General features: G+C 57.6%; 9 protein-coding genes and 1 tRNA gene. 3 read left to right on the forward strand and 7 right to left on the reverse strand.

Features of this window, described 5'->3' with window-relative positions:
- Positions 1 to 302 precede the first annotated feature (302 nt).
- Positions 303 to 1,655, forward strand: a complete 1,353-nt coding sequence (gene mgtE / locus ACTNB1_RS08990) for a magnesium transporter (RefSeq protein WP_441168949.1) — start codon at positions 303 to 305, stop codon at positions 1,653 to 1,655.
- A 41-nt stretch (positions 1,656 to 1,696) separates the two neighbouring features.
- On the opposite strand, the gene ACTNB1_RS08995 is transcribed toward mgtE, so the two are convergent.
- Entirely contained in the window at positions 1,697 to 3,796 is a 2,100-nt protein-coding gene (locus ACTNB1_RS08995; RefSeq protein WP_441168951.1) for a cation-translocating P-type ATPase, read from the reverse strand.
- Positions 3,797 to 3,869: 73 nt separating this feature from the next.
- Between ACTNB1_RS08995 and ACTNB1_RS09000 the strand changes: the two genes are divergently transcribed.
- Together ACTNB1_RS09000 and ACTNB1_RS09005 are read left to right on the forward strand one after the other, a co-directional pair.
- The gene (locus tag ACTNB1_RS09000; protein ID WP_441168953.1) at positions 3,870 to 4,592 is read left to right on the forward strand and encodes a helix-turn-helix transcriptional regulator; all 723 of its coding nucleotides are present in this window, start codon (positions 3,870 to 3,872) and stop codon (positions 4,590 to 4,592) included.
- A gap of 42 nt (positions 4,593 to 4,634) precedes the next feature.
- Positions 4,635 to 5,345, forward strand: a complete 711-nt coding sequence (locus ACTNB1_RS09005) for a hypothetical protein (protein ID WP_441168954.1) — start codon at positions 4,635 to 4,637, stop codon at positions 5,343 to 5,345.
- A gap of 1,068 nt (positions 5,346 to 6,413) precedes the next feature.
- On the opposite strand, the gene ACTNB1_RS09010 is transcribed toward ACTNB1_RS09005, so the two are convergent.
- The 6 genes from ACTNB1_RS09010 to ptsP all read right to left on the reverse strand — a co-directional run bounded on the left by ACTNB1_RS09010 (position 6,414) and on the right by ptsP (position 12,538).
- The gene (locus ACTNB1_RS09010) at positions 6,414 to 6,800 is read right to left on the reverse strand and encodes a hypothetical protein (protein WP_441169028.1); all 387 of its coding nucleotides are present in this window, start codon (positions 6,798 to 6,800) and stop codon (positions 6,414 to 6,416) included.
- 34 nt (positions 6,801 to 6,834) lie between these two features.
- Positions 6,835 to 7,617: a hypothetical protein gene (locus ACTNB1_RS09015; RefSeq protein WP_441168956.1), complete on the reverse strand. Its 783-nt coding sequence runs from the start codon at positions 7,615 to 7,617 to the stop codon at positions 6,835 to 6,837.
- A 526-nt stretch (positions 7,618 to 8,143) separates the two neighbouring features.
- Entirely contained in the window at positions 8,144 to 9,349 is a 1,206-nt protein-coding gene (locus ACTNB1_RS09020; protein ID WP_441168957.1) for a hypothetical protein, read from the reverse strand.
- Entirely contained in the window at positions 9,346 to 9,828 is a 483-nt protein-coding gene (locus tag ACTNB1_RS09025) for an RNA polymerase sigma factor (RefSeq protein WP_441168959.1), read from the reverse strand. Before ACTNB1_RS09025 ends, ACTNB1_RS09020 begins: the two co-directional genes overlap by 4 nt.
- 824 nt (positions 9,829 to 10,652) lie before the next feature.
- A tRNA-Ala gene (locus ACTNB1_RS09030) sits at positions 10,653 to 10,728 on the reverse strand.
- A gap of 97 nt (positions 10,729 to 10,825) precedes the next feature.
- Positions 10,826 to 12,538 (reverse strand): phosphoenolpyruvate--protein phosphotransferase, encoded by a 1,713-nt coding sequence (ptsP, locus tag ACTNB1_RS09035; RefSeq protein WP_441168961.1) that lies wholly within the window; start codon positions 12,536 to 12,538, stop codon positions 10,826 to 10,828.
- Positions 12,539 to 12,556 lie beyond the last annotated feature (18 nt).

A 12,556-nucleotide genomic window follows, 5' to 3' on the forward strand; every position in this document is an offset into this window, starting at 1 on the left:
AAAGTGTGATATCCTCGAACGGCAGCCAAAGGCTAGCAAAATAATAGGAAAAAGGAGGAAAATCAGGTGGACCTATGCGGACGAAGTACCAACGCGGGCTGTGAGCTTCCCTCAGGGGACAGGGCTGGCGCCGCCTGGTTTTCCCTGTAAGCAGGGCAGGCCGGGCGGGGCCCGGCTGTCTGTTCCCAAATACGGAAGGTTCCGCCGCGGGGAGGGTCAGGGGTTGAAAACCCGCCGCATTGCCGCGGCGCGCCTGTTTTGGTCACTTCCTCGCTGTATTTTAACGACAGGAGGAGAGACCCATGAAACAGAATCTGACCCTGGAGGCGCTGCGGCAGCTGCTGGAGCGCCGGGATATGTGCGCCCTGCGGGACGCACTGACCCAGACCCACCCCGCCGACCTGGCGGAGCTGCTGGATGAGCTGGACCGGCCGGAGATGCTGGCGGTCTTCCGGGCCCTGCCCAAGGAGCTGGCGGCGGAGGTGTTTTCCGACCTGCCGCCGGAGGACCAGCAGGCCCTGATCCAGGCGGCCACCGACCAGGAGCTGTCCGCCATTGTGGAGGAGCTGTGGGTGGACGACGCAGTGGACCTGCTGGAGGAGTTGCCCGCCGGCGTGGTGAAGCGGGTGCTCCAGGCCGCCCGGCCGGACACCCGGCAGCTCATCAACCAGTTCCTCCACTACCCGGAGAACTCGGTGGGCAGCATCATGACCGCCGAATTTACCGACCTGAAGCGGGACATGACGGTTGCCCAGGCCATCGCCCATATCCGCAGGACGGGGGCGGACTCGGAGAGCATCTATACCTGCTACGTCACCGACGCCGCCCGGCGTCTGGAGGGCGTGGTCACCATCCGGGAGCTGCTGCTGACCGGGGACCAGGCCCTGGTGGCCGACCTGATGGAGCGGGACGTGATCACCGCCGGGACCGGCGAGGACCGGGAGGAGGCGGTGGCCCGGCTGATGAAGTACGATTTCCTCTCCCTGCCGGTGGTGGACAGGGAGGGCCGGCTGGTGGGCATCGTCACGGTGGACGACGGCATGGACGTGCTGGAGGAGGAGGCCACCGAGGACTTTGAGAAGATGGCGGCCATGGCCCCCTCGGAAAGGCCCTATCTGAAAACCGGGGTGTTCACCCTGGCCCGGCACCGCATTGTGTGGCTGCTGGTGCTGATGATCTCCGGCATGATCACCGGCGGCATCCTGGGCCGGTATGAGGCGGCCTTCTCCGCCATGCCCTTGCTGGTCACCTTCATTCCCATGCTCACCGACACCGGCGGCAACGCCGGCAGCCAGTCCAGCACTCTGGTGATCCGTGGCATGGCGGTGGGCGAGATCCGCCTGCGGGACTTTGCCAGGGTTTTTTGGAAGGAGCTGCGGGTGAGCATGCTGGTGGGGGCCGCCCTCAGCACGGTAAACTATGTCCGGCTCATCCTCACCTACCCGGGCCAGACCGCCACCGCCCTGACGGTGGCCGCCGCCCTGTTTGTCACGGTGCTGCTGGCCAAGACGGTGGGGGGCGCGCTCCCCATGGCGGCCAAGTTCTTCAAGGCCGACCCGGCCATTATGGCCGCCCCCCTCATCACCACCATTGTGGACGCCATCTCCCTGGTGGTCTACTTCAACATCGCCAGCGCTCTGCTGCCCCTTGCATGAAAAAATCCCTGTCCGCATCGGCGGACAGGGATTTTTCAGTTTCAGTTCTCCTTGCCCCGGCGCACATCCCCGATCACCTTGATGATCTGGATGACCAGAGTGGGCAGGAAGGCCAGCAGAACGATCTCTCCCAGGTTGGCGACTCCGAAAGCGGGAGCCACCATAAACAGGCCCTTGAGGCCGGGGATAAAGAGCACCGCCAGCAGCAGCACCACGCCGGCAAAGAAGGCCATGACGGAGTACTTGTTGGTGGAGAACTTCAGGCGGAAGATGGACGCGTCGCCCCGGCAGTTGAAGCCGTGGAACAGACGGGCCAGGGTGAGGGTGGCGAAGGCCATGGTGGAGGCCAGGACGGCGTCGCCCCCCTGATAGCCCAGGTAGAAGGCAATCATGGTGACGATGGCGATGAGCAGGCCCTGGCCGCCGATGCGGGTCAGCAGGTCCCGGCTGAGGATGGGCTCCTTGGGGTCCCGGGGCTTCTGGTCCAGCAGGCCCCGGCGTGCAGGCTCCATGCCTATGGCGATGGCGGGCAGGGAGTCGGTGAGCAGGTTGATAAACAGCAGGTGGACCGGCTGGAAGGGCACCGGCAGGGCCAGCAGAGAGGCGTAGAGCACACAGAAGATGCCGGCGGTGTTGCCGCTGAGCAGGAACTGGATGGCGTTTTTGATGTTAGCGTACACACTGCGGCCGTTGACCACCGCCTTGACGATGGTGGCGAAGTTGTCGTCGGCCAGGATCATGGAGGCGGCGTCCTTGGATACCTCGGTGCCGGTGATGCCCATGGCCACGCCGATATCCGCCTTCTTCAGGGCGGGGGCGTCGTTGACGCCGTCGCCGGTCATGGACACGATGTTCCCCTTCCGCTGCCAGGCGTTGACGATGCGGATCTTGTGCTCGGGGGACACCCGGGCGTACACCGAGATCTTCTCCAGCCGTCCGTCCAGATCGGCGTCGGTCATCTGGTCCAGCTCCAGGCCGGACACCGCCTCGTCCCCGTCCCGGAAAATCCCCAGCTGGCGGGCGATGGCGGAGGCAGTGACCTTGTGGTCGCCGGTGATCATGATGGTGCGGATGCCGCCCCGCTTGGCGTCGGCCACCGCCTGTACTGCCTCGGGCCGAGGCGGGTCGATCATGGAGATAAGGCCGATGAAGGTAAACTCGTTTTCATCCTCCAGGGTCAGGGGCCGAACGCTGTCTATCTCCTTGTAGGCAAAGGCCAACACTCGCAGGCCCTCCATGGACAGCTCCATATTTACCCGGGCGATCTCCTCTTTCCGCTCGGGAGTGAGCTCCACCTTCCCCTCCCGGGTCAGCAGCCACTTGGACCGATCCAGCAGTACATCGATGGCGCCCTTGGTGAACAGCGTGGGAACCCCATCAATGTCATGGAGGGTGCTCATCAGCTTGCGGTCGGAGTCAAAGGCCAGCTCGCCCAGCCGGGGATGCTGGGCACGATAGGTCTCCTCGTCCACACCGAACTTCTCGCCCAGCATCACCAGGGCCACCTCGGTGGGGTCACCGATAGAGGAGCCAGTCTCCTCATTGTTGGTGGCGTCGCTGGCCAGCAGGGCGGCCTTGAGCAGCAGCCGCTGCACGTCGTTCACCAGCTCCAGGTCATCTCCCTCCAGCAGGGAGCCGTCGGCGTACACCTTCTGGGGGGTCATCTTGTTCTGGGTCAGGGTGCCCGTCTTATCCGAGCAGATGACGGAGACGGAACCCAGGCTCTCCACCGCCTTCAGGTCCTTCATAATGGCGTTCTGTCTGGCCATCTTCTGGGTACCCATGGCCAGCACAATGGTGACAATGGAAGAGAGCGCCTCGGGAATAGCGGCCACCGCCAGAGCCACGGCGAACATGAGGGAGTCCAGCACTCCCATGCCGGTACGGAACACCGACAGGGCAAACACCACCGCGCAGATGGCCATGATCACGATGGCCAGCTTGGCGGAGAAGCTGTCCAGGGACTGCTGCAGGGGGGTCTTGCGCTGCTGGGTCTGGTTCATGAGGGCGGCAATCTTGCCCAGCTCGGTATTCATGCCGGTGGCGGTGACCAGCACGGTGGCCCGGCCGTAGGTCACCAGGGAGCCGGAAAACACCATGCTCTTCTGGTCGCCCAGGGCCACCTGGCCGCCGGTGATCACGTCGGCGGTCTTTTCATCTTGTCCTCCCCTGTCAAGTTTCGGTACAATAGGGCCAAAGTGAGGAGGAGATCACATGAACGGACTATCATTTATTCGCCGGCGGTGTAATCTGAGCCAGGGACAATTAGCTGAAAAACTGGGCGTCACCCGTCAGGCCATCAACCTGTGGGAAAACCGTCGGGAACCGCTGCCGAAGGCCCGCAAGGAGCAACTCAGCCGGTTTTTCGGTTTGGAGCCGGAGCTGTTTGATGAGATTAACCAGGAGCAAAAAGATGCTTTGCTCCATCGTCCCTGTTTCATGTACCGGGATGACGATGGACATGATTACTTCCTGTTCCGGGAAAATCCGCTGAAGCCTTTCGGCTGCCTACTGAACGGGAAAGCCGACCAGTCTTTCACCCAGGATGAGCAGATGATTTTGGACCGCCGGGAACTGGAAGAGATGCTGGACATCCTGCGTGAGGCGGTGTTTCCAAAGGATCGTTCCCGGTGGACAGCGTGGGACTCCAATGTGGCCATGAACCGGATGCGGTGTATTCTGGGGGGTATGACGGATGCTCTGGAGGCGATTCAAAAGCACCCAAAGGATCGGAAGATGGACTGTTTCTATCTGATGATGCAGGTCGAACTGGCCTTGGCGCTGGCCCTGGGTGGGATTGAAAAAGACGACCTTCCTCACCAAACGGAGAATGACCAGCCAGGTCTGGATACGCAATCTATTATCAGTTTAGCTGATGAATTTCAGCGTTGGCTGCGCAAGCGTGCAGAGGAAGCCGACTCTTTTCTTGCCAAATAGTTGCTTTTTCTGTACAATGACAACAGAAAGGAGGCGTGACCTGTGACAATTCGTTGTCCTCACTGCGGCAGTCCCGTAATGGTTCGAGGCAACCGGTGGGAGTGCGGCTGGTGCGGTGATTTTGGTGGTGTCTCGTCTCTCCATCCCACGGAACAGGCCAAGCTGATGCAGGTGGCTGCACCCTCTATTTCGTTCACCATCACAGTGACGGATACCTCCGATGACGAGGAGGAAACTCCAAGTAGCTTTTCCCGGAGTGAGCTGGAGGACATGGTGCGCCGGTGGGATTTTTCTGAAAATGAGTGGGCCTGCCGGGATCTGCTCATTGCTGCCTTTCCAGAGACTGTTAGCCGCTGGTCGGCAGAGGAGCTTTCCGAGATGGATGCCATGAATCTTATGGTGGAAACTGGCGAGCGCGATCCAGAGACTGCGATTCAGATGATGAAACTACTGCTGGACACCGCGGAGATGCACCTCCAGAATCCGGAGGCAGCATATTTTCTGCTGGGAAATGAACTGTATGATCTCTGCCTGTCCGGATATATCCGCCCCAGACTGCTGGAGCACCTTAAGGCAGATGACCGTCTAGCCCGGCAGCTCTTTCAGAGCGCTTATGTAGGCAGTCCCCAGGAGGATATTCTCCTGTCCTGCTCTCAACTAGAGGAGAAAGAACTGCGGCAGAAACTGTTGGATTTTCTGGCTTGCAATCCCTTCCCCCATGACAAAATCGAACTGGAGCCGGACGAGGCGTAACCCAGGTATTTTCACCGGGGCGTATTCTTTGTATAGGTATGCTAAAAATTGATACGCCTGAAGCGAAAAAACAACTTACATCTCAGCTGTGTCAGAGGTACAATACCCCAAACCCGAACATGAAAAAGAGCCCTTCTGAACAGGCCACGGCAGTTATGCCGTGCCTGGTCAAGAAGGGCTCTTTGACCACATGTTTGACCACCGGTAGCGCCGGAGCACTCGGAAACAGCGGGATTAAGAGCGTCAAAAAGTAATTAAAATATAGCAAAAACAGACGAAAATAGCCATGAATAACCACAAAATTTGCTTCAACCGTTTGGGAGTAGGATGCCAGGAGTTCAAATCTCCCTATTTGGACCAAAACCACGCAAAATCATTTGATTTTACGTGGTTTTTCTTTGTAAAAGAAAACCACCGGCAATGCCGGTGGTTCCAAAAAGCTTTAGCTATGCCCAGAAAAAATATCCGAGCGAAGCGAGGAAACAGTAAAAAACGAAGGAGAGGAAAGGAGAGAAATATTGGAAATGGAATATAGGAGAACCCTACCGCTATTTGAATAGCAGCAGGGCACTCCATGCAAGAGAAATTCAGTTGTGAGCCTATAGGCTCTGCTGGTAAAAGGCCCTAAGGGGGCCTGTGCAAACCACCGGCACGGCCGGTGGTTATGATTATTTTTATTGCAAAATACACTCAAGCACTTCCCAGTGGGAAAGCTTGCTTCTTCCAAGGCAAAAAAGCGTGCCTGACGACCGGTTTTCCTCCTTGTTTCTTTGTCCCAGCATTGCGCCTCGAGCAGTCCACGAGCAGAATAACCCGCTTTGCATCATTTATTATAAAAATTTAGGGAATCATCGAAACCTTTTACTCCTGGATAATCCGGTCCATTCGGCGAGAAACAGGGATAACCACTTGCGAAAGTGGGAATCTTTCGTTATACTGATACCAACTGATACTATATCATATATAGCGTGTTAAAAATTGATACACCTGCTTCACGAAAGTGCCGTTAATCACTTCCACAAAAGAGCGCCCCTTCGACAGCGAGTCAAAGGGACAGCTTTCGGCGCTTTACGATATGGGTTCCGGCGGCTCGAACTTCAGCCGGATGGGATAGAAATCCAGCACAAAGTGCTCCTCATCCAGTTTTGTGTCTGGATGGCGGTTGGATGTTCCAAACTTCACATCCCCGATCTGGTGGGTGTAGTCCGGGGGACAGGTACCGAACACGACATACTGGCAGACGCAGTATTCCAGGTATCCGTCCTCATCCGGTTCCAACGGAGAGGTCTCAAAGGGCTTGTCGATATCCACCCCCAGGGAATCCAGATAGCGGGCCACCTCCGGATAGGCCCCTTTGACCCTGGCGCAGTAGTTCCGGCAATAACCACAGCTACAGATGTTTTCGGGGCCGAGGCTGCTGTAATAGGCCCTTGTTTTCTCTATGTCCGGCTTCATCACAACTTTTTTCCGTCCTTTCTCACAAGAATGCTCAAAAAATGCAGGTAGTAGGTAAGGAGCGTGCATCCGCGCCCTTATACCATTTCATCCCCTCAGCCGAGGCCAGGGAAAACAGGGGCAGGGGAGTATCCCCGGATACGTCCAACCACTCTCCCAGCTTCCGCAGGGCCGCTTCAAACTCCGGATTAAGCACCTGAGCCCAGCACTCCTGCTCATGGGTGATGGTCTCAAAGAACATCTCATTTCCCCGGAAAAAGCAGGGATCCTCCATGTTGCTGTAATGATCCCCCTCGGAGAAGATATCCGGGCACCCCTCCCTGGCTTTCTTGTAAAGCCCCAGCAAAACCGCATTCTGCTGCTCTTCCGACTGCCCCTGCCCATCAGCCTCCATGTAGGCAGAGAAGCGATCCCATGCCTCCTCCGATGCCCGGTCGTAGACGGCGTACTTTTCTTCCAGATACGCCTGGTGGCCGGCGGGGGCCAGGCTCTGTTCCGCCTCAAACAGGTGGTGGATATGCCGGAGCAGAATTTCTTTTGTCTCCCGGTTGGCCCGGTACAGATAACACGTTTCCCGGCTCTGCCTGTCAAACCAGTGCAGGATGCCGTAGGAGGCATATTCCCCCACCAGCCAGGGGCGAAGCTCCTGCTCCAGGGTGCCGTCCCGGGCGCCGGGCCATCCGCACCGGAGGAGGGAAAAGGTGTCTGCCTGGGCAAAGCACAGCTCCATCAGGGCGCGGAACTGCGCCCCCGCAATGGTCCGTTCTGTATCGTCGTCGAAATAGCTGGAGTTTTTGAAATGTAAAACTGAGCTCATCGCTATGTTTCTCCTTTTCTGCTCTCTCGGTGCTGACATTATAGCACAGAGGACCGGGAGAAGCGCCTGAACATTCCCTTAAGTTTTCTTAACCTATGACGGCAAAAGGCCTCTTTTTGTTTAGCCTCTTGCTTCAATCTGCGTTCAGAGGTACAATGCAGACAATCCGAAATAGGCAAAACGCTCCCCGTCCCTGCCGGGATCCCGGCAAAGGACGGAGAGCGTTTTTGACCACAGAACCCACCACATACAGCCCCGGAGCACACGGAAAACCCGCATTCAAAGAGGGCCGGAGAGTAAGAGAATCGGAGCGGAAACGGCCAAAAATAAGCAAAAAGCACTAGAAAAAGTGTTTTAGCTCCCTTCGGGTCCAAGAGGCCGTGGGTTCAAATCCCGCCACTCGGACCATGCGGAGTGCCCTTATAGGATCTGAGTATCCTACAAAGGACACTCCGCATTTTTTATTCCTCTATAAGAAAACACAAAGGCGGCACCGTTAAAGGTGCCGCCTTAAAGCTATCTGGAATCAAAACAGGTTCTCATCAACCTCTTGGAAGGAATATTCTGTTCCACAGACTGTAACGGACTCGACTAAGCTCAAGTCGATAGCCTGTTTTGGTATAAACCGATAGACCTGTATTTCTTTCCCCTCCGTGTCCACATAGTCATGATCCAGCTGCCAAGCCGCAGCATAATCCCGGGGCAGTTCAGCAATCAGGTCGTGTGTGCCGTCCGTGTAGTTCAGCGCCGCATCTTTCAGCGTTTCATTTACGCTTATGATCCAATTGTTGCAGAACAAAACTTCCTTCTTCCGCTCATCCTCCAGACCTGCCTGTTGGGCGTTGGACTCTCGGAACCATTGGGACATGTCCGGCGTCTCCAGCTCCACCTCAATATACCCGGCAAAGACCGAGATCCGCCGGATTCGGCCCTCCGATGCGTAGTCCGGGATATCCAGCGGCGGGAAATCCGCCCTCCACGCCATTTCAAAATGGGCCTTTCTATTGACCACCACCTCATCTGCCGGACAGCTGACGGATTCACTTTCGGTAACAGGGATCATCACCGTGCCATATGACTGCACTTCCTTCAGATTCTGAGTCAGAACGAGCTCCAGTTCAAGCTGCCCCACAGTCGCCAGCTCTTCACCGCGCAGGCTCACTTTGACCAGTGCAGTCTGCATTTCAGCATCATAGCCGGTTTGCTCCACAAAGTATCCGCATCCCGAAGCGCTGATGCCGCTCAGATCCCACTCGTACAGAGGTGAGGTACTGCCAGAGTGAATTGCCGCCGCGATCTCTTCCGGGACGGGGGACACCTCAAAATATGCATAGACCTGCTGGCCGGAACACATCGTCGCCAGAAGGGATGCATGCGTGCCTTCTGCTTCCCCGTCCGCGCTGCCGCCGTCTTCATATTCTGTCCACTCCGGGATCGGCTTCGCTGTAGAAACGCCCATATCCGCTCTGGCTGCATCCCGCAGGGAGTATACGATGGCAAACGCCGTCAAGCAGCAAAGCGACGCTACCACAGCGGCAATCAGCAGACTGCGGGAAAAGGTGCTTCGAATGATGTTCCGTCCGCCCCGTTCTGGTCTCTCTCCCCTGCTGTTCTGCCCGATTCCGGCCATGGTCAGCTTCCTGATCCTCGATGCGGAGAGCGGAGTGTCGCCGGTCAGTTCCACGCTTTCCTCCGTGTAGGAGCCCAATAAGTCGAAAACATCTCGCTTCATACGCATATTCCTCCTTTCGCCAACCACTCTTTCAGCTTCATTCGGCCCCGCCGCAATTTAGTTTTGATTGTAGACTCGTTCAGCGCCATGCCGGCAGATATCTCCTTTATGGATTGGGCGTAATAGTAATGCCGCAAAAAGATCTCCCGATCCTGCGGTGACAGGGACTCTATCGCCTGCCGGACCAGTTCCCTTTCCTCCAAACGCGCCGCGTTTTCGGCCGGATCCTCCGGGTCCGGGATATCCAGAACCTCCTCCTCCAGAGGCAGCGTCCGGCCCATCTCCCGCAGCTTATTCCTCGCCTTGTTTCTGGCCACCGCCCCCAGCCACCCCTTCACATGGCCAGGCTCCAGGTCGGCTGCCTGAGCCCATGCAGCCAGGAAAACATCGGAAACCACTTCTTCCGCATCTTCCGGCGGCATGGCGCCCCGAAGAATATTCCACACGACAACAGATACATACGGTATGTAGATATCCATAAGCGCCTCCAGTCCGGAGGGATCTCCGGCTTTTATCCGCTGCAATATGGCCGGCTCTCTCATAAGCGGTCCTCACCTCCTGCAAAAGCTGTTTTCACTCATAATATCACAAACAAGCCTTTACAGGTTTCATTCCCGCTTCTGTAAAATTCCTCCAGGCAAAGCCCCGCCTGGGCGATCTCCACAGGATACCGTAGGATAAAGCCGTACTCCCAGCAGTGCTCCATCAGCTGCTCCACGTACTCGCTGAACAGAGTCTCCTGATCTCCTCGGGTGCGATAGGAGGATCAAATCAGGGTGACAAGCCCTCTGCCCGACAGGCGTCCATCATCGTCTGCAAGTCGGGGTAATGCAGCTCATCCACTGCCATGCCGTTTCTCAAAACGGCATGGCCCTCCGGGACCGGATTTCAGGGATTGACCAGGATCAGGTCCCATTCCTCGCTTTCATCGTCAGTCGGAGCAGAACGCAAGCACCGCGATCAGGCCCAAGATTCCAAACCATCGGATGTTTTTGCATATAAAAAGACCACCTTTCTATGTCCATCATAGAAAGGTGGTTCGTTTAAACGGCTTCGCTCTCCAAAGCTATTTGTCTTGTATTTTATCTTTCAACACCTTACAGAACGAAAATCTCAACTCTACTGTTTGCTTATGGTTTTTCCCATCGATAACAACAAGATGAAGCTGACACTGCCCCCCGTGTACAGATACCTTTGCATTGTACCAAAACATACCGACAATATTGGGCTGCTGAGGGATATCCCTATGCCAATGGGCCAAAAGCAAAAAAAGACCTGAAATCTTGCGATTTCAGGTCTTTTTTGGTGGAGATAAGCGGGATCGAACCGCTGACCTCTTGAATGCCATTCAAGCGCTCTCCCAGCTGAGCTATACCCCCGTATTCAATCTGCCGGAGCAGTGAACAAGGGATATTATAGCGACTGGTTCTCAGTTTGTCAACAGTTTTTTCTCATTTTTTTCGTTTTTTCTAAAACCTACTCCCGGGCAGTGGCTTTGAGGTAGCCCTGCACCCCAGCGGAGGTGGACAAGCTCATGGCCTCCTGAGCCACCTGGCCAGCCTCCTCCCCCCGCCACTGGTGGATTCTGGCCCGGGTGGCCAGCACGGCGGAGGCACTGACCGAGAACTCGTCCAGTCCCCAACTCATCAGCAGCGGAATCAGACAGGGATCGGCGGCCGCCTCTCCGCACATACCTACGGGAATCCCGGCCTGCTTGGCAGCCTGGATCACGCTTCGGATGGAACGAAGCACCGCGGGATGGAAGGTGGTATACAGCTTCTCCACCTTGGCGTTGCCCCGGTCCACCGCCATCACGTACTGGGTCAGGTCATTGGTGCCGATGGAGAAGAAGTCGCTCTCCTGGGCCAGCAGGTCAGCAATCAGCGCCGCGGCGGGAGTTTCCACCATGATGCCCAGAGCGATATCCTTGTCGTAGGGCATGCCCTCAGCCTCCAGCTCGCTCTTGCACTGCTCCAGCAGCGCCCGGGCGCCCCGGATCTCCTCCAGGCTGGTCACCAGAGGGAGCATGATCTTAATGTTGCGCAGCTCCGCACCGGCCCGCAGCAGGGCCCGGAGCTGGACCTTGTACAGGTCCGGCCGGTCCAGGCAGTAGCGGATGGCCCGGTGGCCCAGGAAGGGGTTTTCCTCCTTCTCCATGCCCAGGTAGTCGATGGCCTTGTCGCCGCCCACATCCAGAGTGCGGATAATGACCTCTTTCCCGGCCATCGTGCGGGAGACCGCCTGATAGGCCTCCATCTGCTCGGTCTCGGAGGGAACGTTGGTGCGGTCCATGAACAGGAACTCCGTACGGAACAGGCCGATTCCCTCGGCACCGGCAGCCGCGGCTGCCTCCGCCTCGGCGGGAGAGCCGATGTTGGCATACAGTCCGTAGCGCTTGCCGTCGGCATCCACCGTCTCACGGTCCCGGTAGACCGCCAGAAGGGCACGCTTCTTTTGGAACTCCTCCTGCTTTTTCAGGTACTCGCCCCGAGTCAGCTGGTCGGGATTGAGCAGGGCCACGCCCTCTGTGCCGTCCACAATGACGCCGTCCCCGTCCTTCACCAGCTCCAGAGCCTTGGGCACACTGAGGACCGCAGGCAGCTCCAAAGCACGGGCCAGAATGGCGGAGTGGCTGGTCCGCCCGCCGGTCTCGGTGAGGATGGCGGCCACGTTCTCCTTTTTCAGGCCCACCGTCATGGAAGGAGTCAGGTCGTGGGCCACCAGGACGCTGCCGGCAGGCAGCTCGCTGACATCCACGCCCTCGGCTCCCAGCAGGATGGCCAGCACCCGGCTGCGGATGTCCCGCACGTCGGTGGCCCGCTGACGCATCAGCTCGTCATCCACACCGGCGAACATCTCGGCATACATGGTGCACACCTGGTCCACCGCCGCCTCGGCACACTGGCCGCCCTCGATGATCTCCGTCATCTGGCTCTGCATGAAGGGGTCACTCAGCATGGCAATCTGCCCGGTGAGAATTTCAGACTCCTTCTGGCCTACCTGGGCGCGGATATGCTCCGCCATGGCGGCGGTGCGCTCATTGAACTGCTGGATCGCGGTTTGAAGGCGGTCTTTCTCCACCTCTTTCCCTCCGTAGGGGACGGAGGAATAGTCCAGATTACGCTCCCGTACGCAGACTGCCTTTCCGATGCCAATTCCCTCGGAAGCGCCGATGCCGTGCAAAATCATAGCGGTTCTCCTTCCTGT

The sequence above is a fragment of the Flavonifractor sp. HCP28S3_F3 genome (assembly GCF_052065355.1).
GTDB lineage: Bacteria > Bacillota > Clostridia > Oscillospirales > Oscillospiraceae > Flavonifractor.